Consider the following 21,610-nt stretch of genomic DNA (forward strand, 5'->3'; position numbering starts at 1 on the left):
ACCGTGAGCATCAGCGATTTTAATTGCATGGGAGAGATTCATTATTAACAACAGGGGATATTATTGTATTAATAATGCATGGCTTATATCACCTCAACATATAACATAGTCACCACAAATTAATTAATACTTGAATGAAACTCAAACTAAACGCCACTTTTAATTACACAATAAACATTAATAAACCATTTATTGTGTTATTTAATGATTAGAGTTAAATTACATTTTAACGATAAAATAGAGCCACAAATATTCCTATTACCTAAAAGAATGTATTTATTTCTTTCTATTATTAATTCTCCTCAATTTAATTTACTAATGAGCCTGTGTTTTTATCTCAATACATTATTTAATTAGGATATATTTCATTAGCACTATCAAATATTAGTTAGCCCAGTTTTAACAGATAGAATATTCCCCTGCAGAACTCCCAACGTCAACTGTGACCTGAGCATTTTGCGTGATTTCGTCTATCACCGCGTGGGCAATCGCTTCGGCCATCGCGGCGCTTTTCGCGTGTGGGCCATTGGTCTCAAACCCTCTCGCTTGTAACTCTTTAACGAGTTTATCTGTCAGTGATGTTTTATCTAATGCCATTATTTACCTGCCTTAACTGTTGAAGATAAATCAGAGTGAGGTTTGCCCGTGTACGCGCAAATACAATCGCCTTGCACTACACCTTTGCCCCCATTCATGGTGATAAGGTCAGCACTAAAGCGCATGTTCTTAGCACTGGCTTCGATGTCTTTTTCAACCTTTATCACCTGATTTCCAAGCACCGTCAGTTTGTCATCCAAGCCAACCACCACATCACGTAACTGGCCAATCACTTGCGCCCATTCTCCACCACTAGCTAAATGCATGCTTTCTAATGTGGCGAGGTTCATGGTATCTCCTGCCAAAACATCAATGGCCCCCATCGCCTCAATGCGCTTTTGTCCCCCAATAAACTCTTGGCTGTGTTCCACCGTGCAAAGCTCATGCAAACCAAATTCACTGGTGTGCTGCTCGGCTCGCTCTGTGGTTTGAAACGCCTCGATTAAACGCGTTTGGTCTGTACTTTGGCGGTGATGCCCTGCGGCATCCGTATGCCAATACACTTCATGGCGTTGCTGCGTCCTTTGCTCACCAGGGGCGAGACTCGGCAGCGGCCACCCATCACCTAACACGGTTCGAATAAAAGGTTTATCACTGCAGCCATAAGCAAACGCAATTTCAACAATGCTGCCCTCGGTTGGCATCGCCAATTGACCTTGCTCTGGCCCACCAATCCCCGTTGGCAAAGGGACCGCTTTATAGAGCGGCACCAAAGCATCATCACGGCCATGCTGGTCTAAAAGCTGAACATCCACCGCGTAACGGGGACGAAAAGGGTGATTTTCTTGGCCTGCTTGGCTTTGGTCTGTGATGGCCACCACTCGCGCCAATTTGGGCAGATGATGGCCTGCGGCCAATTCAGGAAACAAATAATGCATTTTGCGCTTTTCACTGCTTGGCCCTTGCGCCCAGTACAGCGTCATGTTGCCCTGCTGCAAATGCACTTGAGTGATGCGTTTGTCATTGAGAACCACACCTGGACGTACCGAAGGCATCACCGCTAAGGTCATGCTCTCCCCATTTTTTGCGCGCTTGGCCAAAGCCGGATCGATGGTAATCGGCCTTGAGTGCCAGCGACTTTCTGTAAACTCGCCTAAATAGATTTGACCATCGGATTGCTGAAACCACACAAAGTCTTCAAGCTGAAACGCTCGGCCAATATGGCTCAGTAATTGGTAACCACTGCCTTGAGAGGTAAAGTTTGCGATGCGTTCATACACATAATCTTGCTCTGGTAACACAAAATCTAAGCCGGTATCAAAACTAAGCTGCTCAATGATTTCACTGATGGTCGCATGTTGAATGCTGACAGGCCACCTTGACGCCAACAGTCCCGCGCGTTCTCTGGCAATAAACCGAGTAAACCCATTTTGTGCTGGCTGAGCTTTACTCACGTAACCATCAAAGTAACGCACCAATTCCGCTTCATAGCCGATATCAAACAGCACCAAGTCATTAGGTTTAACTTCGCCTTTCACCACAAAGGTCGCTCGACCTCCGGCGCACAGTTCAAGAATGACCTGTGCATCCACTAACACTTGAGGCTCACCGTTGATGGTCAATCGTTGGTTTAATTTCATTGCAGTTCCCGCTCCTGTTGCTTTAAAGCTTGCTCAAATCGCGTGGTCGTCTCTGAGGCTTGGTTATTATCAATCGCGGCATGGGCTTTAGGCTTCACGGGCTTGGTGCTGTCATTACTTTGTACACTGGCCTCTTTGGCTTTTTCTTGCTCGCGCTGCTCTTTTACTTCCGAAACCGATAAATGCTCTCTAAGTTGGAAGCTCACTTTCCACGACATCAATCGCTCTTGTTCATCGGCGGTCACACGCCCTACAAAGCGCACTTGGCGTATGGTCATGCTCTTGGCCAGCTCGTTCCCTATCCGATAAATTTTGCGTTTGCCGCCTTCTTTTTGTCTCGATAGCACCATCAAACGCTTGAGGGTTTTGGCTTCTTTAAACGGGATCAGGCCCGTCACCGACAGCACAATGCCTTTATCCCCTTGCTCACTGCCATCCGTGCCGGAGGTTTGGCCGCTCATGTCTTCTTCTTTGAGTTCCATCGACAAATCCAAACGCGGTGCATTAAGCGGGATGATTTCCGCATCTAAGGCAATTTGGGTCATGCTAATACCTCCATCAAATAGTTAAGAGGATGCACACTTAAAAACAGCACCGCAAAGGTATAAGGCCCTGTGATGCTCGGCAGGGTCGACTGCTCGAGTACTGTTGCAAGCACCCCCGCTTCACCTTGATAGAACAATCGGTGTAATGAGCCGCCAGCAAAGGTGGGCATCGCTTGTAACTGCTGCAGATGTTGCTCGCGCTTTTGGGCCAGCGCCGCCAATTTATCCACGGGCGTGGCTTGCCCTTGAGATAAGGATTCAAGTTGGGCTAACTGGCCGCTGACCTGACGGCGCGTTACTCGCCATGGTGTCACGTTTAAATCAGCGCGGGGCAACAAGCGCGGCTGAATGATGGTCGGTGGCTGAGTCAAATTATCGGCTTGCTGGGTTTGTTCCCAGCTTGCTCGGCGGCTCACCATGCCTAATTCGGGTAATCCGGTTTGCGCATAGGCACGACGCGTGGCACTGGCGAACGCGGCTAAATTGGCTTCACTGAGCATCCAAGCCAATCCATATAAAGTGCCTTTGGGGTGATGCCCATCGTGGGTATCTCGTAATTTTTTTGCCAAAACGTGTATTGCCGTTCGCGCCGTCAAATGATGCTCACGACCATGTTTACTGCCAACGTCTTGCTGATATGGATGCACGCACAAGGCTTGCCCTTTGGCCATCACTCTATCTAGCTCTGCTCTTAGCCCCTCATGTTGCTGGGCTTGGGCACTGAGTTTTGGCGGTGTAAACGTCACCTTAGAGCCAAGGGCACTCAAACGGGCTAACGCTTGGTTTTGCTCGGCAGGGATTTGCTGGGTCACCGACTGCACAGCGTCATTAATGGCTTGCGTGCAAGGCGGTAAGCGCCATTGACCTGATTGCCAACTCATTCTTTGAGCTCCCACAATTCCCAACCAGAGACATGTCCCCAAGTGGGACCATTCAGGATATAGGCACCTGACGTGAACACATCAAACCTTATATAATCCCCCCCGTGCCATGTTGTACGTTCTGGATTCAACACTGCCCACGCTTGCCACCAAACGGAATTAAGATCAGAGACATTGGCCTTGAGCCCACTACTGTTCGTAATAATCACCACACGATACCTATCAAGGCCAAATCGATTGGTTTTATAACGAATGTTGGTCACTACGGTTTCACGCTTGGCATTAGAATGGCTCAAAAGACGATGGTTCAGTGATCCTGACGCCACTTTTTCCCAAATCACGTCTTTAGGTGGCGGATTGTTTGGGCTGTAGACCCGCTTGCGATTATTGCCCGCCCCATCAAACACCTGTTGTCCCCAAAGCCCGTGACCACCCATGGCCGCTTTCGGGGTACCGTTTTCACACCACACCGCCTGATGGCCTCCCGCCATAGTGCCGCCTGTGCCATTGTTGGTGTGCTTATAAGCAAGGCCATGTAAGTTGCCAAAGTTGGCCCCATGGTCATGAATTTTATACGCTTCGCCCATCGACCAAATGTGGGCAATTTTGTGTGAGTTATACAGGCCATACATGCCCGCACTGCGCTTATTATCATTGGCAGGTTTAATTTTTCCCGAGGTGTCGTGAGTTAAATAATATCCGGCCATTTGGCCATGTTTGATTTTCGAAAACCCATCACTCGGGCGGTAAGACATGCCACTGCCTGAGCTTGTGGTGTAGAGCATATTGACACTGTTCCACACAATGGGGTGAAAGTTGGTGGTCGAAGAAGGATATATTTTTATTTTATCGGAGATCGTCGCGCTGCTGGCCTTGGCGGTTTTGCCTAAGTACCTGGCATCACCTTGCGCTTGCGTCAGGGCACCGATATCACCCGCAGTTGGCTTTTGCCTGGTATTAAAATCCCGTCGCCATGAAGGATGATAACCGGGCCCGTGGTTGGTATAGGTAAACACCGCATTGGTGGTGCCCCCTCCTGATGAGGTGGTTGGGGTCGTCACTCGAATGGTGTAGGCACTTTCACGCCCCATCACTTCAATCACGCAACCTGCGAGATGAATTTTGCCGCAACCCGTATCGCTAATCAGTCGATTGCCCGCGTAATCCCAAGAGGCTTTCATCATCCAATACGGCTGGTTAAAACAGCCTTTGCTTTTCAGCCAGCTGACCAACTGCGCAGTGCTCCAGTTTCCGCCCCCTGTGCCATGACTGGAAGAGTACGCCCGAGCAAAGCCGCTTGAGTCTACGCCATCGAGTTTATCAGCATCCGCGGCTTTGCCTGTTTTGCCAAGATACTTATTACTGAGTGCGGTACCCCCTTCAAAAATGGTGTTGGCCACCCGAAAGCCATCGCTTTTTAAGCTGGCGCGCTCGATGCCATCAATGGTCCATTTAAAGAACTCGTTGCCATTATCCAGCGTGCCGAACTCCAAAAACGAATCGGTGTCTTGATCGCTGTCGTTCTTAAATTTAATGAACGCACCATCGCTATTGCGCTCCCAAACGATGCCTTGATGATTATCAATAAAGCGGATATTTCCGGTCATGGTCCCGCCCGCTTTAGGCAGTTTGGTTTCGGTCTGCTCTATGGCTTCTTGGACTTTTTCAGCGACGTCTTTCACCGCTTTGGCTGAGGCCACTTTTTCGCTGGATGCGTCGCTGGTGCTGTCCGTGATGGCCGCTTTATCGATTTTCTTATCGAGCAATCGGTCGACGTGTTTCTGCCGATAATATTGCGCAAAGCCTTCAAGAAAGCGCAGGTCGGTGACTTCACCCTGTGCATTAATCTCGGCGATCGGCGCAACAAAATGCGCGTAACCGTCCTCATCGTGAAAATCAGTTAACGTTTCTGCCACTCTAATGACGTACTCACAGTGCCATTGGCTGGTTGGCTGGCCTTTCCAAGTGGCGTCAAGATAGAGCTTACACGGCAGCGTCAGCGCGGGCAGTGTATGAGGTTCATCTAAATAACACCGTAGCCCACCCACATAGCCGCACCCTGCAAGGGCCTGAAAGCCTTGCTCCGTCGGGACCACTTTAAACCCCTCATCCAAAAAGGCAGCAGGGCCCAGCACATCCAAATTAGCCAAACGGTCCATTTCATCAAGACCAAACAAGCGAGCGGTGAAATCGATTTGCCATGTGGACGCGTCGACCGTTATGCCTGTGATGCGCTGCGCGCCCTCATAACTCATTAAGATTGAGCGCGTGATGGCGTTGCCGTTTTGCATCCCAGCAATGGATTGGTACTTGGTCAGCTCGGGCAGATGAAGAATAGCCCCAAGCAGGCCCGTTTTTTTGTTGCGCAGCCCCACCCAGTTAAACTGAAAATCCCCCACTCTGGTGTCCATGATGAGCGAATACACCACCGCGTTGGGGTTAACGTAGCCAGATTGAGTGACGTCAGCCACATACACAATGTGCTCCTGCTCTGGCAGGGTTTCATCTCGGTCAATCGGCTCATCAGGGTCGAGCCCTGGCACCTTCGCCAAAACGAATTCATCTAAAATGACAGGCTGCTCAAGCGCGTCTTGCTGGGCTTTGTAGGCTTCAAATTCACGAGTAATGATGCTCTGGGCCATGTTTATTCCTTTAGCGTTGCCACTGTGCATTGGTGATCCCAATCCAGCGGTGAGACGGTGAGGCACATTGGGGTTGTGTCGATCACCTGGTATTCATAACGTCGGCACGTTCGGCCGTATTGCTGCAGTAAGGTGGCTAATAAATCATGATTATTGGCCAGTTGTTTGTCGCTGAGACGGATGGTGATGATGTCCCAATCCCGCCCTGGGGTGCGCTCATCAATCTCTACCACGCCCACACCAAGCCGTTTGAATATCTCAATGAATCCGTGCATTTCCCCTGCATCGCGGGCATTCACGAACGCGTATTTCACCCGCTTGCGAAACAGGGTCGTCGGCTCTTGGTAAAAACGGGTAATGTCTCGGTCCCACGCCAGCACCGAAAGCAATCGCTCGCTGCAGGTCATCGGATCTAACTGCGCCAGTGGGTAGAGCATCACGCGGCGCAGTTTGCCCCAAAATTGTTGTAAGCCGGCCGCAAGAAAGTGCGGCTCTTTGAGGCTTTTCGCTAACGTCTGCCCGTCCATCCACCATGGTATTTGCCGACTGGGCAGCGTGGGCGCTTGCTTATCATGCTCCTCCATCAATCACCTCAACGCTGGCCAAACGCGGAATGCTCAAGGCACTCACAATGTCGCTGCAGTTAAAATTCAGGCTGAGCAAATCCGCATTGAGCTCAGTGTGAATTTCTTCGGTCAATTTACTGAATGAAAAGGTGCTTTTGGGATAAGTGCGCGTCACTTGGCGATAGGAATCGCTTTCACGAAACGCCGCACGGACCATATTTTCTACCTCTCGATGCAACTTATGTTGACGTGCTAACGAGGTATTGGGTTTGGCCGTCACGGTCACTTCGATATCATGCTCGGTTTCTGGTAATGCCAGGCAAAGCAAATCATCGCCATGGCCGTGGTGGCCTTCGCCCATCACATAATGATTGAGTTGCCTTAACAGTTGGCTTGGTGTGCGGCCTACATCCATCAATAAATAGGCATTCGCGCTGCCTGGTCCTCTCGGTGCGTCATGAAGAAAGTACACTTGATCGCTGCGCACCCCTGCCACTGAGGCCAGCATTGAGCGGTATATCGCATCGATGTGATAACGCCCCACCACACTGAATTGATTACGAATTCTCAGAGAAAGGGCTTCATCGCTTTCCAAATCCGAACCCAGCGCGGTGATCCAATCGGCTTCATTGACCGCATGCGTAATACCCGATACGCCTTTGGGCATGATGGCAAAATACCCCGCTGGCAGATTAAACCCGCTGCCTGCCTCTTGCGCTTCACACAAGACCAAGCCGTGCGCTTGACCTGCAGGGATAAGCGCATCTTCAACCACCATTAGGCGATACACCTTTTGCTCTATCTGCTCGGTTTCAATCACCGTTCCTTTGGGCACAACCAGCGGGTTATCTGGCGTTGATTTGTAAAAGGTGATGGCGCCGCGGGTTTTGGTGGCGGCTTTTCGCACCAAATCCACATCCCAAGCTTTTAAGTCGAGATAACGCCCTTTCCCCGTTGCCGCAAAAGTATTAGGCAGCACATGCCCCGCGAGCAAGGTATCGATCAGCCAAAGCGCAGGCGCAATCACCACCGCTTTGATTAAACGCCAAAAAGGCGACATTCGACTGTCATTGGACACCTGACTGCCTGCGGCCACCACATGCTTTTGAAGTTCAATGGCCATGGCCTCTTCCGTGGTGGGCACGCCTTCTTGTGCCAGTAACTGGCGAAAGTTCACACTGGGTCTGACACTCATAACGTTACTCCATATTGCATCGTCCCATACGCCTCGGTTTCGGCAAAGATCCAAATCTTCTCGCTGGTTTGTTCGGTCACTTCGGCACTGCCTGGCACAATGCGTTTATCTTGTTCAACCAGCATTTCAATGCGCGTCAACACGTCGGCTCGTAGGGCTCGGTTTCTCTCGGCTTGCATTTCACGCAACAAACCACTTTCAATGATCGCGTGCTTGATGTCTTGAGCGATGCTGTTGCGGTCACTGGTGTAAATCGGTTGCTGACCTGCATCAAAATCAATCCCGCCATCATTGACTAATAAATCGATGTATTGAGGGCTCATGGGGTCGCCATCTCCTGCCATTCGGCTAACTGATCAGGGGTAAAAGGTTGCTCTTGCTTGATCACGATATCTCCGGTGTGCATGGTTTGACTGTTATCGGTGTACCCTGTGCCACTGGCTTGCTTGATGTAAGTGGCGACCGATTGTCGCAGGCCTCCTTGGCCTTGCAGATACTCCGAGATCGGCTGAGTCACGGACGGGCGCGCAGGATTCATTAGAGGATGCACAGCAGGCGCGGCTCGCTGCACTTTTAATTCATCGACCGTCTCTGACGACCAATCTAAACCTGGAATGAGGCTGAATTTATCGATAAGCCAATCAATCCCATCACTTATCATCGAAAAATGTTGGCCCATGACGTCCATCACCGAGGAAGCAAATTGCGTTACGCCATCAAAGCCTATCCCCAATCCCGAGCTAATGCTCTGGCCAATGTTGATAAAGTGCTGAGGAATGGTACCGAGCACTTCCATCGCCGCGCTTGGGCCGTCTTTGAGTAAGCTGAAAAAGCTTTTGGCCAAGGTCCAAGCCACGGTGAAAGGCGACATAAAAAAGCTGACCGCGCCCCCGAGCACTTGCCACGCCCCTTGCCCTACAAGTGCGATGCCTTCAAACACTCCGGTGGCTTTCTCAAAGAGCAATTGAAAATGGGTGGTCAGGTAATTGAAAAATGGCACACTGCGCAGCGTGGTGATGAGGTTGGTCCAAACCGCCATGGCTGCATGGCCAAAGAGCTCAAATTGATCACCAACCCACGACACCAACTGGCCCAGTTTTTGGAAGATGTACCATTGGCCCAAGGTGTTCACGATGTCCTCCCAATGGGAAATCAACATATACGCCGCCGTACCCACCGCCATAATCGCGGCAGGGATCCAAAATAACGGGTTGGCCATCATCATTGCGGCACTTTTCAGCGATGCGACGCCAAAGGCTTTGATGCCACCGGAGGCGACCATTAAGGCCTTATCGACTAAGAAGGTCGACGCCGCATAGGCTTTTGAAGCCAGAGAGGCGCGATGACTGTACACGCCTTGCTTTAACATGGCGTAGTTCCACGCCCACAAGGACCACTTGGCTTTGGTGTAGGCGCCGCTCAGGGTTAGCACCCCCATTCGGCTCATCAGTAACGGCGCTTGCAGTGCATTCATGGCTAAGCGTCCTGCTCCTAATGTCAGATGATACGCGCCCATCACGCCCGCGCCGCCTGCCACGGCCAGAGCAAAATACCCCACTCCTTTAGTGAGTTCGGGGTATTCTTGGGTGTAACGCTGCAAGGTGGTTAACCCATCGGCCATCGCCCCCGCAATGCCATTAATGGTGGGTAGGATCAGCCCAAACGCACTGGCGCGAACCGAAAACCAACTGGCTTCGAGCCGTTCCCATTGGTCGGTCATCGCCCCCGCCATTGTGCTGGCCACTTCTAAACGCCCGGATTTATCTAAATCCATGACATTGCGCTTCAGTGCGTCCGTTTTGCCGATCAAATCCGTCACCACCATAATGGCTTCATCGGAGCCAAAAGCGGTTTTTAACCTATCCACCTCGGTGGAATCCAAGTCACCAAACTGGGCTTTGATTTTCTCTAAAATGTCATACATGGGCAGCAACTTACCGTTGCTATCGGTGAAGCTAAGCCCCAATTTATCTTGCGCTTTGACCGCCCCCGCCAAAAAGGCTTTGTAACGGGTACCCGCCTCAGAGCCCGACATCGAGCCCTGCAGCATGCCCAAAATGGCCATTTGGTTTTGAATTTCAATGCCATGGGTTTTCGCCAGTGCGCCCACACCTTTAAACGCATCCGCCATGCCTTGACCCGTGGTTTTAAATTTCTCCACCGATTTGGCCGTCATTCCGGCAATGCGCTCCGCCCAGTTCCCTTTGCCAAGCCGCTCGGCATCTTGCTCAAAAATAGAATAAAGCGTGCCCATGTAACTGGTTATCACAGCGGTATCGGCTTTGGTGGCCGCCGCTAAGATGGCCGAGCTTTCGGTCACCCCTGCCAGCTCTTGGCCCGACAACTCACCCATTGCGGATTTAATGTCGTACGCCGCGCCGACGACTTCCGTGGCCGATTTGCCATAGGCAGACGAAAAGCCGAGCGCGGTTTGCTCGAGTATTTTTAAATCCTGATCCATCACGCCAAGGGATTTGACTTCACCCAATACCCTATCCATTTCAATCGCAGGCATCAGGGCTTGTTGAACGGCCAAGCCCGAACCGACCAAGGTCGCGGCGCCTCCTGCGACTTTTTCCCAAGATTGTCGACTCACGTCTGCCGTTTGGGTGACCGTTTTCTGGATCCCTTTGAGCGGCTGGGTAGCGTAGTCTTGTAACCCAATTTGCATCATCAATTTATCCACGGCATTCATAGTGGTCAGTCTCCTGGTGCAAACGCCTCTCGTATGCCATTAGCAACAACTTGGGCATGGTATTTAGACAGCCATAACGCTCTGGCATAGCTCTCGGTGGTATCGGGGGCATGGGGCAAGTAATGTGCTTTTAAGGCAAACACTTGCTCCAATTCGTTGTCTTCAATCGCCTTGGCGTGACGGATCAGTTTTTTACTTCAATGTCCAAATCGCCTTGGTATTCGCTGTTCACCAGAGAGGCGATCGTCATAACGGCACCAGGTAGCTTCAAGGCTTCATCCAACGCGGCTTTATCGTCTTTCACCACAATGCGGCGCAGATAATTGGTGGTTGGCGCGACTTTATCGAACGGCAAGGTTTCATTCGTGAGTTTGTTAAACGCTTCTAAAGAAGGCTCGAAACGAATGGCGGTTTTATTGACGTTGATGGTGATCACTGGTTTTGTCATGCGATGTTCCTTTGATTGAGAATGTCGTAAATCCGGTTAAAGTGCGTTTCTAGGCGGTTATCAATTTTTTCACCCAGTTTCTCTACTTCGTCTTTGGTTGCGTGATACGTCGCCACGTACAACTTAAATTCGGCAAGCTCTTTGGCGAGTCGGAATAAGTAGCCAATTAAAATGCTGCTTACGAGTACTAAGAAGCTGGCAACCGCCACAAGGGCATGGATCCAATTTGCATCAAAAGCCATGGCTATTCCTTTTTTACTGAGCCCGTTCTAAGCGGCAACGCTTTAAGGCGCTTACCTTGCAAAGCCAGCAAAATGTCTTCGACCGTATCTTGCAATACATCATTGGTGCTCAGCTTTTTTAAGGTCTCCAGCCCCCACACCACTAAGCGGGTGGCAAAACGCTCCAGCACCACTTCCCAAGTGATTTTGGCCACCAAACTCATCAGCAGCTCCCAAACCCCTTTTAATACAATCCCTTTAAACAATGTCATTGTTTCTGCTCCATGATGCGTTGATACGCGGTGAGATAGTCGTTTTCCGTTGCTTTGCCGGCGGAGGTGTTCCAATACTTTTTGGCGTATGCAGCCAGAGCAGGCAAATCCTCTGCATCCGGTAAGGCTTCAGGAAAACGCAGCAGGTTTAATCTGGCCATGCACACTGCATATTGAGGGTTAATGATCAACTGCTCGGCGCTTGGCTCATCGACAAAGCTGTGTGACACGGTTAAAAAGTGTGGGCGGTGTTTACCCAGCCATTTGACCAGCCATTGATAGGTTGCAGGCTCCATCTGAATAAACCCAAGCGCAGGGCCGCGCACTTGGCGGGTGTACGTCAACTGCCCCGATTCGTGGGCCATAATCATCAAGATAAGATTGATGGCCGCCTGCGAGTTAATGTACCCCTGCGAGGCGCTTGCCGCCGCTAAGTGGTCTAAGGTGGGCTCAATCACGGCCCGTTTCAGTAAAGGTCCTAATTTCATCGGTTTCGTTTCTCCATTAAGGTTTGGCAAGTGGCGCAATATTGACAGCCGGGCATGGCCTGACGTCTTCCTTCTGGGATTGGCCTATCACATTCCAGACACATCGAGGCACTGACCTGCGGTGTCCCCTGTGCTTGTTTGGCGAAATGATTGGCCAGCGCCACTTCATTCTGTTGGGCTTCCAGCGCACTGGCACGGTCAAACACATCCATAGTCGCTCCTGTTAGCCAAGTAGATCGCGGGTATCTTCCTTACTCAAATAAGGCGTCCCATCGATGTGAATAAAGTCCGGACTGGTCACCACCCCTTTGACTTTGTGTTTGGTTTTATCTGACGAGCTGGGATCGATGTCGAGCAAGCTATCAATCATCAATTTCACCCCATGCACTTTGATTTCCAGCTCTTCCCCGCCTGTGTTGGCGTAAAAGAGGCAGTCATGAGGCTCAATCGAGCGAAAGCTGCCCGCGCTTTTGGCCGCAGCCAAGAGGTGTTTAAAGTTCTTAGTATCAAGCTCGTATTCGACATCAGCACTGACGGCGCCATCGGTATGGCCATCCGGCACACCTCGGGTTTTGGCGGCTTGGCTGTCATCGGTGATTGATACGGTGGCTTTCTCGACATGGACCAACACGTCATGAATGTCGACATCAAAACTTAATCCTGAAATTCGTTTGCTCATTTAGGCACTCTCCGGACCGCTCAGGTCCAACATTAATCCCGCTGAAATCGATTTAGGGCAATCGAGCGGGGTCGCCGTCATGTAGATTTCGACGGTGTTTTTGTTCTTCCAAGTGATGGCAATCGCCTCATCTTTGGGACTTTCAATTTCGCCAGGTATGACGGTTTGGCCAATGGTGGTGCTTTTGGCCATCTCTCGCATGGGCCGGGTGTAACGCAATTTGGCCCTGGCGGTGCTGCTTGGGGTGCTGTTAAATGAGCGGTCGCCAATATCAGCAATGGCAATCAACCGCACGCGACGGGCAATCTTGTCAATCACTCGGCGATTCTCAACCACTTGAAAATCCCCGCCTTCCACATCCAGCATTCGACCGTCGGCCCAATAAATGCCGTCGTAATCTGGGAACCAAGCACACACCGATAAGCGGTTGCGCTCAAGGGTTTGCAAGGTGGCGGTGGAAAGCGCCACACCGTCACTGTCAACGGGCAGAGTCACATCCCCAACGAGGGCCCCCGTTTTAACCCGCATGGGTGTATCGGCCACCGACACGGCGCGATTACATAGGCGCCCTGCCAGCTTGCCAATTGCCGTAGGTAACAAGTCAGGAATCAGCATCACTCCATCGGCGGCGATCGTGTCCTGGACAGCAACCATTTGCGCTTCGTAATCAGCCCAGGTTTGGCTTTGCACATCGATGCCAGGCAAGCTAAGCATGAAGAAAGTCCAGCGGCCATACTTGGCAATGAGCTCATGATAGAGAGATTGGGCCGCCGTGATGGCAGTTCGGTCGGTGGTTGGGACCGTATGCACCACGGCTTCAAAACTCTGAGTCTTCTGCGCTTCTTTGACCACCTGCGTCCAATCTTCTGGCGCGGTCAGCACATAAGCGGCAGCAGACCAGTTTTGCCCGGCGTTGACCATGGCGGCTTGCAAGGTATCGGTTAATACCCCTTCACCAAACAAGGCGTGAAAATCCGATTGTGTATTCACAGACACCAGTTTGCCCGCGTTCTTTGTGCCTAAACCAAGGAATAAGAAATGACGTTCGACTTCCGTCACGGGTCCTTGCATTTGGTTTAAGGCGTTTACATTGATGATTGGCCAAGCCATTGGTTATCTTCCCCTTGTTAACTCTTTTTTCAGTGCGGCCCGTGCTTGCTCTCGGTCCACCGTGACAAACGGCCGAGCAGGCAAGACGGTTTCCCATGATGATGTCGGTTTGCCGCGTAATTGGCGTAAAATCAGCCCTGCTTGTTCGTTACTAAGATGCTCACGTATCCACTTCAGCGTGGGCTTGCGCAGCTTTCCGGCGGGCGCATTCGGGTTGAGCCGTCGAGCGAACACCTTAAACCCCTCTGCTTTAAGCGCTTTGGCGAGCTTTTGCGTTGCCATTTCTTAACCTCTTTATTGCCGCCGCTCGGGTGTGCCTTTCTCGGTGGCCATAATGGTGCTTGGCTGCCACACGTGCGCTGCGTGATTTTCGCCAACTGAGGGTGGCGGTGCTGTCATCGCTTGCCGTGACCGTGAGAAACTTGGCCAAACGCACTTGCATCTTTTTTTTGCTCTTGTCGGCACGTGCTGGCCAACGTTTTCCAGACGGCGTTTTTTGTTGCCTTTGGTTCTGTCGGGACGTTTTGACCGAGGCTTTTGCCGCGGCCGTGAGCACGCGTTTGCGGCGGCTTTTACTCAGCGTCATCGCCTGAATAGCATCTATTACCGTGCGCTGAGAGTGGCTATCGACCTTAATCTTTATCATCTGCCGTCACCGAGCTGGGCGGGTTATGACCGCTTAACACATCAATGCGCTCTGCACACCAAATCTCATACGGGGCGTTTTTCCATCGCTTGCCGTCCCAAATAATTGGCCCTTGCTCGTCTTCAACCAGCATCAATGGCTCGGTCATTACCACCTCAATGGTCATGATCACCGTGTCGTCACTTTCAGGCTCAATTTCAAAGCTGGGATCACTCAAGTTGTGCTGCTCGCGAAACTCATCACAGTCACCCAGCCAAGCCAAGGTGTTGGCCATCAGAACGGATGGCTGACACTGCTTGAATGGGAAACGCTCAAAACTGAAGACCGCGGTATATTTAATCCAGCCAATGTCACGCCCGAGTCCTTGGTCTTTAGGAGCAAACTTGAGCTCAACGTCTTCCATCCAGCATTCACAATATTGGTGCAAACGTGGGTCTATCGTGCGGCTAAAGTGCTGGTTTAGCCCTTGTAGCAGGTACCCCGCTTGCTCTTGGATAAGGGGCTCGGTCATAACAAGGCCACCCCACATCGACGTTCCCCCACTAACGCTCGGATATGTTGCTGACTCTCGGCCAGTAAACGGTCGGTAATGTCACGCTCACTCTCGGCTAAGCGCTCCCGTGCATCCTTGGTGGTTAAGCTGGCAAACTCAGCCACCATGGCCGACTTGGCTCTGGCAAACACGGCTTTTTCATACAGCACTACCACGCTATTTTTACCCAGTACCATTGGCAGCCCTGCCAACAAGCTGGCCTGCTTAACCCCTTGCGCTTGGTAATGTGCTTTAACGGTGCTCAGTTCGATGTTGACTTGGCTCACCGCAGCCGCCAAGGCCATTGCCACCGCCTCACTGTCGAGCTGGGTGGGAATGCCGCGGCGCTTCTCAAAATCGCCCACATTCAAATCGGGCCAAAAGCCATCGTTGGTGATGTCGGTATCTTGATAAGCGGTGCTGGGTTTACCATCAAACATCGTACTTTCCTTAATAGGTGCGCCTCTGGCCACTGATTCGACGGAACAAACCGAATGGTACTCATTGGTTTTTCCTCGTCAGTCGAGGCGCGGTGGCGTAGGAGCTGGGTTACATCAAAGGTTGTCGCCATTTTCTAGGGCGCGGATACGCTGGTCGATATTATCGAGCATGGTCCCAACACCAATCGCGGCGTATTGCTCATGCGCTTCTTGAAGGAGTGCGCGAGACGTTTGTAATGTGTCGATATCGCCAATCGAAGCCGCGTGAGGTTTCCCTTTATCGTTGCGAAGTAAATGCAGACCCGCGAACTTGAGCCACTTGGCCGTTGGCTTTTCATTGATGGTCCAATCGTTGGTCACTTTCTCGAACACTTGTGAGAAATACGGCTCTATCGATTGGCCTTTCTCCGCCATGCGCTCTGACCAAGATAAAACCTCATCGGCGCAGAAGGTGGCAAAGTCACGTTTAAATCGCTCTGGCGTGTCTAAGCCACGGGCAATCGCGATATCACACCATTGGATGGCCGTGTCTAACTCTTCGATATCGAATAACCAAATGACCATCTGAGTAAATAAGGGGTTATCAAATTGCTCCTCCCCTTCTAAGTACTCTTCAACCGCTTGACGATATTTCGGTACCAACACATCACGTTTATGATTGATTTTTTCATCGGTTCGATTAAAACCACTGAGCACTTTGATATCGCTTTCAAGCTCTGCCAATAACAGGTGCAAACTGTTGGGATTCGCCACCTTGCCTTTTTCGGGTTTGGCTTGCTTGTGTTGTTTGGCTAAGGCTTGTTGTCGTAACTTGGCTAATGGACTGACCATGGACTTCCCCTAACCTTGTTCCGCTTCAACGACCGTGACTTTTTCAATCGCTGCGAACTTGTGGTAATTCCCGACCGCGTAACCTTCCATACGTAGATAAGAGGTTTCAAAGCGCTTGCGGTCTTCTTCATTGCGAGACTTGCGCCATTGGGTCCCTTTCTGAGTCAGGATTTGCAGGTTAGTTAAGTTCGTCACCCAGACCATATCCGGTGGGAAAAAAGGCGGCGTGTACACCGTTTTGCCTGCCACGGTCTTCGCTAAACTTTGCGCGGCTTTGTGTTCGGTCGGTACTTCCGCCGATTCCAGCAAACGATGCTGCTCTGCGGCCACCAAATTACGACCAAGCAGCACCACCAAATCTGGATCGCCTTGATGCACTTCATGGATAGTGGTGTTGATGAGATCATTGACCAAGGAATCGAGGTTGCGATAAGCGCCTTCCGTCTCGCCTTTTGAATCGAGTTTGGCCTCGGATAACACTTGGGCTGACGCTTTCTCTTTGGCCAGTTGCAGCCAACCTTTGTTGACGTCCTCACCCATTGGGTTCGCTTCTGGGTCCGTGTTTTCACCCGCAATCGACGTACCATGAAAACCAATGCGCAGTTTGTCTAAGGCAAAATTACGGGTAATGGCGTTGTTCATCAGCTTCATCCACTGACCTTTCCCGCCCGAATTTGCCCAAATGGTCATGGTGATCCAGTTAATATGGGCACCGGAATCCGTTTCAACTAACTCGTAGGTGTTACCGCTTTGATCGAGGGAGGCCATAAAGCGGCCATCTTTCACGCGGCCTGTCAGCAATCCGCCATCGCCTACATCAATCACTTGGCCTTTAATCTGGTCAACCAAAATATTCGAGATGCGGTTTAGAAACGCATCCGATTCAATAATGGCTTGGCGAAGCTTGGTTTCCATCACTGGGGTGATATTGAATTGTTTGGAGGCATCGGCCACCCCGCCCGCTTGGGCCACCGCTTGGCAATACTCTTCTAAATACTGAGTCGATATTGCATTAAGCATTTACACCACCTCCACGATTGATTCGCCGCCATTGCCTTCTTCACTTGGCTTTTGGTCGGGTTTTTCTTGCTTTAACTCAGCAAACTGGGTTTCAAGGTTTTTCACTTGCTCGGTCACAGGCGCCAGCTGCTTCTCCAATTCACTGGAAAACTGCTCTAAAGAGAGGGTTTGGTCATCATGTTCATTTTCTTCAGGTTGATTGGGGGCTTGCTGGTTGAACTCTTGTTTCAGCTCATCCTTTAGCTCACCTTTCATGATGCTAAACTGCTCTTGCAGTGCCGCTTTGAGTTGTTCTTCTGTCACTTCTTCTTCCTCTGGTTCAGGATCAGGTGCTCGCTCTGGTTGTTCATCACCAGAATTAAAAAAGGCATTACATAGGGCAAAAAAGCGCTCGGTTTTGGAATAACATTCATCCAGGTTAATGGCTTCCAGTTGGCTGCAACTGAGCTGTGTGGTGTGACCTTCTTGTCGTGAAAACTGAAGTAATGACACCCCAGAGGACGCCGGGGAATCGGTCACGGCTAGCCCCATTAGGTAGCACTTTCCTTGACCTTTATAATCTGGATTCGGCTCTATGGAGGTAAACAGCTTTTGCCCAAGCTTATTGGCTTCAAGTAAGTATTGGTTTGGTTCAAGCTTGGCAAACAAGCGCATTTTGCCGTCCACTTCTTCGGCTTTGACTTCCAGTACTTTGCCCCAGTTACTGCCGTAGCCGCCAAAGCGCCTATGCTCTGGCCAAATCAACGCGGTGAATTCACCCAGGGCGTAATTTTCTGCAATCTGCGTCAGCCATTCGCGGGTGATCTTGCGACCATCTACCGTCGGCCCTTCTGTTGCTACAATCTTCCAATCACTGATTTTTGCCATTTGAGTGTTTACCTAATTTTCATTGGTCAGTTTGTGTTTCTGGTGTTCACAATACGCCTTTGAATCACGCGTTTCAGCCACTTCAATTCCGAATAATTCGGATATGGCCGATATCCGAACCCATCCGAACTTTGCTATGCAATTTAGGGAGTTAACTGGGCTTATCATGGGCTCATGGCATATACTCCCGAAACACGACACGCGGCCCGAGCCCTTTATTTAAAGGCTTGGACCCCCAAAGAAATCGCTTCCGAATTAGGTTTGAACAGCACCCGAATTCTTTATCACTGGGCTGACAAATATGGATGGCGTGACATGCTGCGCGAGCAAACCATTGATGAGTCGATTGCGCGCAGAATTGAAACCTTACTCGAGTTGGAAAACCCGACAAAAAGCCAGCTCGATATGCTTGATAGGCTCATCAAGCACCATGTACAACTGAAAAAATTCAACGCTCAATCTCAACCTGTCAGCGAGAATGCGCCCTCCGCAGACAAAGAAACGGTGAAGCCACCGAAAAGCAAAAGCGCGCGTTCCCAGCCACCTCAAAAAAGCCAACCAAAGAAGAAAAGTAAGAAAAACAACATTGCTCACCTCTCCGAGGAGCATTTCACCATCTGGCATTCCTCGCTGTTTGAATACCAACACACGATGCGTAAGAACCTGCATCAACGGATCAGGAATATCCTCAAGTCTCGCCAGATTGGCGCGACCTATTATTTCAGTGGTGAAGCCTTAGAAAACGCGATCTTAACGGGCGACAACCAAATATTCTTATCGGCCTCCCGCGCACAGGCGGAGGTCTTTCGAAGTTACATCATCGCCATTGCTGAAGAATTTTTAGGCGTGGAGTTAACGGGTAACCCAATCATTTTATCCAACGGGGCCGAGCTTCGGTTTTTATCGACCAACTCAAAAACCGCGCAAAGTTACCATGGCCATGTGTACGTCGATGAGTATTTCTGGATACCGAAATTCGATGAGCTCAATAAACTGGCTTCCGCCATGGCGACCCATAAGAACTGGCGCAAAACGTATTTTTCGACCCCTTCAGCGAAAACGCATCAGGCGTATCCATTTTGGACAGGCGAGCAATGGCGTCGAGGCCGAGAAACCCGCGCCAATATTGAGTTTCCAACCTTTGATGACTATCGCGATGGCGGTCGCCTTTGTCCCGACAAACAATGGCGCTATGTGGTCACGATTGAGGATGCGGCCGCAGGAGGCTGTGAACTTTTTGATATTGATGAACTGCGCGACGAATACAGCAAGGATGATTTCGATAATCTGTTCATGTGCATCTTCGTTGATGGTGCCAGCTCAGTCTTTAAGTTTTCGGCGCTCGAAAAAGCCATGGTGGACATTAGCCGTTGGCAAGACTTCAAATCCAATGATGAATCCCCATTTGGCCGACGCGAAGTGTGGTTAGGTTACGACCCAAGCCGCACCCGAGATAACGCCTGTTTGGTGGTGATTGCCCCACCGATTGTCGCGATTGAAAAGTTCCGAGTTCTGGAAAAGCACTACTGGAAAGGCTTGAACTTTCAATACCAGGCCCAGCAAGTGTCCAAAGTGTTTGAGCGTTACAACGTCACCTACTTAGGAATCGACACCACAGGCATTGGCGCTGGCGTCTATGACTTAATCAGCAAAAAGCACCCCAGAGAAACCGTGGCCATTCAATACAGTAACGAAAGTAAAAACCGTTTGGTCATGAAAATGATTGATGTCGTTGAGGCCAATCGAATTCAATTCGATGCAGAGCATAAAGACATCGCGATGGCCTTCATGGCGATCAAACGGGCGCCCACCAACAGCGGCAACAACATGACGTTTAAAGCCGAGCGCAGCGAATTAACAGGCCATGCTGATGCCTTTTGGGCCATTTCACACGCCTGTATCAACGAGCCTCTCGATCACACTGAAAAACGTAAATCAACTTGGCAGATGTAAACCTATGACGCAAAAGACAACGGAAACCATCACTCAATCGGCCACCAAGGATGAAAGCTTAATCTTTAGCTTTGGTGAGCCCGAAATTATGAATCGTGATTTCACCAACTACGAATACAGCGAACTGTACTACAACGACGATGGGAATTATTGGGAGCCGCCACTCGATAGAGCCGGCCTAAATAAACTGACCAGAGCGAACGCCTATCATGGCTCGATTTTAATGGCACGTCGCAACATGATCGCAGGTCGTTACCTTCAAGGCGGCATGCAAAAGCAGCAGATGCAATCCGCCGTCCACGACTTTTTAGAGTTCGGTGATACCGCCATTTTAAAACTGCGCAATTACTTTGGCCAAGTTGTCGGCCTTTGGCCCATCCCTTCCATCTATTTACGCAAACGCAAGAATGGCGATTTTGCCTTTTTAGAACGCGACAACAAACAAAAGAGTTACAAGAAAGAAGACATAATTTTCATCAAACAATATGACCCTGTTCAGCAAGTCTATGGCGGGCCAGATTACCTTGGTTGTGTTCAGTCGGCCTTGTTGAGCCAGGACTCGACCACCTTTCGTCGCCGCTACTACAAGAACGGCTTGCACATGGGCTTTATCTTCTACGCCACCGACCCAAACCTAAGCAAAGAAGATGAAGAAGATCTCAAAGAAAAGATGGCCTCAAGCCGCGGCGTAGGCAACTTTCGTTCTATGTTCGTCAATATTCCTAACGGTAATGAAAAAGGGATCCAACTTATCCCCGTTGGTGACATTGCCACCAAGGATGAATACGAAAAGATTAAGAACGTAACCGCGCAAGAGGTGATCACAGGTCATCGCTTCCCCGTCGAACTGGCCGCCATCATTCCCAATGGCGGCACGCGAGGCGACCCAATCAAATTTGATTATGTCTACTGCAAAAATGAAGTTATCCCAGCGTGTGAGATGTTCATGGACGCCGTAAACAGCGACCCAGAAGTGCCTAAAAGTCTGCATTTGGTCTTTAATCTTGAGAACGCCACCAAGTAACTGCAGCGAAGTTTTTTGCAATTTTGTTTTACACTGTCTTATTGCCCTCAGCCCTTACAAACTAAGGGCTGACACCCCACCTAAGAGATCATCCCAAAAGCACAAATGATCATCAAAAAAGTGACCTAAAACACACAGCTCATTGAATTTCAATAACTTAGCCAAACCAATCAGATCAACCTTGATCGTTAAAATTTCAATTTCTTGCAATTTTTTGCACTCTTCGCAATTTTATCTCGCCCTCTGTAAGCCATTCTCAGCGCCTCAACTATCCCCTATCCCCCGTGATTCCTAAAGGGCTCACGGCAGGCTAGTGCCTTCCCTGGATAACCTCATTGCACTGAATAAAAGTTGCGAAAAAATGAGATCAAAAACGTC

General features: G+C 50.3%; 27 protein-coding genes. 2 read left to right on the forward strand and 25 right to left on the reverse strand.

The window, feature by feature from the left end; translation table 11 throughout:
- Positions 1 to 399: 399 nt before the first annotated feature.
- Genes VSA01S_RS17440 through VSA01S_RS17550 form a run of 25 tightly spaced genes read right to left on the reverse strand, consistent with a single transcriptional unit; the run spans position 400 to position 18,255 of the window.
- Complete coding sequence (locus tag VSA01S_RS17440) at positions 400 to 597, reverse strand: hypothetical protein (RefSeq protein WP_039982968.1); 198 nt, start codon at positions 595 to 597, stop codon at positions 400 to 402.
- The gene (locus VSA01S_RS17445) at positions 597 to 2,177 is read right to left on the reverse strand and encodes a hypothetical protein (protein ID WP_039982966.1); all 1,581 of its coding nucleotides are present in this window, start codon (positions 2,175 to 2,177) and stop codon (positions 597 to 599) included. The genes VSA01S_RS17440 and VSA01S_RS17445 overlap by 1 nt, the downstream gene beginning before the upstream one ends.
- Positions 2,174 to 2,722, reverse strand: coding sequence for a baseplate complex protein (locus VSA01S_RS17450; RefSeq protein WP_039982964.1), 549 nt, complete (start codon positions 2,720 to 2,722; stop codon positions 2,174 to 2,176). Before VSA01S_RS17450 ends, VSA01S_RS17445 begins: the two co-directional genes overlap by 4 nt.
- Entirely contained in the window at positions 2,719 to 3,603 is an 885-nt protein-coding gene (locus tag VSA01S_RS17455; RefSeq protein ID WP_039982962.1) for a hypothetical protein, read from the reverse strand. Before VSA01S_RS17455 ends, VSA01S_RS17450 begins: the two co-directional genes overlap by 4 nt.
- Complete coding sequence (locus VSA01S_RS17460) at positions 3,600 to 6,245, reverse strand: phage tail-collar fiber domain-containing protein (RefSeq protein WP_050567438.1); 2,646 nt, start codon at positions 6,243 to 6,245, stop codon at positions 3,600 to 3,602. Before VSA01S_RS17460 ends, VSA01S_RS17455 begins: the two co-directional genes overlap by 4 nt.
- A gap of 2 nt (positions 6,246 to 6,247) precedes the next feature.
- Positions 6,248 to 6,829, reverse strand: coding sequence for a phage tail protein (locus tag VSA01S_RS17465; protein WP_039982960.1), 582 nt, complete (start codon positions 6,827 to 6,829; stop codon positions 6,248 to 6,250).
- On the reverse strand, positions 6,816 to 8,006 hold the full coding sequence (locus tag VSA01S_RS17470) for a baseplate J/gp47 family protein (protein ID WP_039982958.1): 1,191 nt from the start codon (positions 8,004 to 8,006) through the stop codon (positions 6,816 to 6,818). The genes VSA01S_RS17465 and VSA01S_RS17470 overlap by 14 nt, the downstream gene beginning before the upstream one ends.
- Entirely contained in the window at positions 8,003 to 8,329 is a 327-nt protein-coding gene (locus VSA01S_RS17475) for a DUF2590 family protein (RefSeq protein WP_039982956.1), read from the reverse strand. Before VSA01S_RS17475 ends, VSA01S_RS17470 begins: the two co-directional genes overlap by 4 nt.
- On the reverse strand, positions 8,326 to 10,701 hold the full coding sequence (locus VSA01S_RS17480; RefSeq protein ID WP_039982954.1) for a phage tail tape measure protein: 2,376 nt from the start codon (positions 10,699 to 10,701) through the stop codon (positions 8,326 to 8,328). The genes VSA01S_RS17475 and VSA01S_RS17480 overlap by 4 nt, the downstream gene beginning before the upstream one ends.
- Before the next feature lie 5 nt (positions 10,702 to 10,706).
- Positions 10,707 to 10,844: a DUF6890 family protein gene (locus tag VSA01S_RS20580; protein ID WP_371860810.1), complete on the reverse strand. Its 138-nt coding sequence runs from the start codon at positions 10,842 to 10,844 to the stop codon at positions 10,707 to 10,709.
- A gap of 41 nt (positions 10,845 to 10,885) precedes the next feature.
- The gene (locus VSA01S_RS17485) at positions 10,886 to 11,149 is read right to left on the reverse strand and encodes a putative phage tail assembly chaperone (RefSeq protein WP_021711897.1); all 264 of its coding nucleotides are present in this window, start codon (positions 11,147 to 11,149) and stop codon (positions 10,886 to 10,888) included.
- Positions 11,146 to 11,391 carry a hypothetical protein gene (locus tag VSA01S_RS17490; protein WP_021711896.1) on the reverse strand — a complete coding sequence of 82 codons (246 nt, stop codon included), beginning with the start codon at positions 11,389 to 11,391 and terminating at the stop codon, positions 11,146 to 11,148. The genes VSA01S_RS17485 and VSA01S_RS17490 overlap by 4 nt, the downstream gene beginning before the upstream one ends.
- A 2-nt stretch (positions 11,392 to 11,393) precedes the next feature.
- Positions 11,394 to 11,642: a hypothetical protein gene (locus VSA01S_RS17495; protein WP_039982950.1), complete on the reverse strand. Its 249-nt coding sequence runs from the start codon at positions 11,640 to 11,642 to the stop codon at positions 11,394 to 11,396.
- Positions 11,639 to 12,130, reverse strand: coding sequence for a hypothetical protein (locus VSA01S_RS17500; protein ID WP_039982948.1), 492 nt, complete (start codon positions 12,128 to 12,130; stop codon positions 11,639 to 11,641). The genes VSA01S_RS17495 and VSA01S_RS17500 overlap by 4 nt, the downstream gene beginning before the upstream one ends.
- Complete coding sequence (locus VSA01S_RS17505; protein WP_021711893.1) at positions 12,127 to 12,342, reverse strand: TraR/DksA C4-type zinc finger protein; 216 nt, start codon at positions 12,340 to 12,342, stop codon at positions 12,127 to 12,129. Before VSA01S_RS17505 ends, VSA01S_RS17500 begins: the two co-directional genes overlap by 4 nt.
- Before the next feature lie 11 nt (positions 12,343 to 12,353).
- The gene (locus VSA01S_RS17510) at positions 12,354 to 12,809 is read right to left on the reverse strand and encodes a phage protein (protein ID WP_021711892.1); all 456 of its coding nucleotides are present in this window, start codon (positions 12,807 to 12,809) and stop codon (positions 12,354 to 12,356) included.
- The gene (locus VSA01S_RS17515) at positions 12,810 to 13,919 is read right to left on the reverse strand and encodes a DUF2586 domain-containing protein (RefSeq protein WP_039982946.1); all 1,110 of its coding nucleotides are present in this window, start codon (positions 13,917 to 13,919) and stop codon (positions 12,810 to 12,812) included.
- 3 nt (positions 13,920 to 13,922) lie between these two features.
- Entirely contained in the window at positions 13,923 to 14,201 is a 279-nt protein-coding gene (locus tag VSA01S_RS17520; protein WP_050567437.1) for a hypothetical protein, read from the reverse strand.
- Entirely contained in the window at positions 14,170 to 14,565 is a 396-nt protein-coding gene (locus tag VSA01S_RS17525; RefSeq protein ID WP_039982944.1) for a phage virion morphogenesis family protein, read from the reverse strand. Before VSA01S_RS17525 ends, VSA01S_RS17520 begins: the two co-directional genes overlap by 32 nt.
- Positions 14,552 to 15,076 carry a phage tail protein gene (locus VSA01S_RS17530; RefSeq protein WP_039982970.1) on the reverse strand — a complete coding sequence of 175 codons (525 nt, stop codon included), beginning with the start codon at positions 15,074 to 15,076 and terminating at the stop codon, positions 14,552 to 14,554. Before VSA01S_RS17530 ends, VSA01S_RS17525 begins: the two co-directional genes overlap by 14 nt.
- Positions 15,073 to 15,462 carry a head completion/stabilization protein gene (locus VSA01S_RS17535; protein WP_244949883.1) on the reverse strand — a complete coding sequence of 130 codons (390 nt, stop codon included), beginning with the start codon at positions 15,460 to 15,462 and terminating at the stop codon, positions 15,073 to 15,075. Before VSA01S_RS17535 ends, VSA01S_RS17530 begins: the two co-directional genes overlap by 4 nt.
- Positions 15,463 to 15,464: 2 nt before the next feature.
- A complete protein-coding gene (locus VSA01S_RS20375; protein ID WP_227739658.1) occupies positions 15,465 to 15,602 on the reverse strand; it encodes a hypothetical protein in 138 nt (45 codons plus the stop codon).
- A gap of 49 nt (positions 15,603 to 15,651) precedes the next feature.
- A complete protein-coding gene (gpM, locus tag VSA01S_RS17540; protein WP_039982941.1) occupies positions 15,652 to 16,368 on the reverse strand; it encodes a phage terminase small subunit in 717 nt (238 codons plus the stop codon).
- Between the two features lie 9 nt (positions 16,369 to 16,377).
- Positions 16,378 to 17,388, reverse strand: coding sequence for a phage major capsid protein, P2 family (locus VSA01S_RS17545; protein ID WP_039982939.1), 1,011 nt, complete (start codon positions 17,386 to 17,388; stop codon positions 16,378 to 16,380).
- On the reverse strand, positions 17,389 to 18,255 hold the full coding sequence (locus VSA01S_RS17550; RefSeq protein ID WP_039982937.1) for a GPO family capsid scaffolding protein: 867 nt from the start codon (positions 18,253 to 18,255) through the stop codon (positions 17,389 to 17,391).
- A gap of 174 nt (positions 18,256 to 18,429) precedes the next feature.
- On the opposite strand from VSA01S_RS17550, the gene VSA01S_RS17555 reads away from it, so the two are divergent.
- Positions 18,430 to 20,208 (forward strand): terminase large subunit domain-containing protein, encoded by a 1,779-nt coding sequence (locus VSA01S_RS17555; RefSeq protein ID WP_039982935.1) that lies wholly within the window; start codon positions 18,430 to 18,432, stop codon positions 20,206 to 20,208.
- 4 nt (positions 20,209 to 20,212) lie between these two features.
- Positions 20,213 to 21,232 carry a phage portal protein gene (locus VSA01S_RS17560; RefSeq protein WP_039982933.1) on the forward strand — a complete coding sequence of 340 codons (1,020 nt, stop codon included), beginning with the start codon at positions 20,213 to 20,215 and terminating at the stop codon, positions 21,230 to 21,232.
- Positions 21,233 to 21,610 lie beyond the last annotated feature (378 nt).

It is taken from the genome of Vibrio sagamiensis NBRC 104589, assembly GCF_007990935.1.
Classification (GTDB): Bacteria; Pseudomonadota; Gammaproteobacteria; order Enterobacterales; family Vibrionaceae; genus Vibrio; species Vibrio sagamiensis.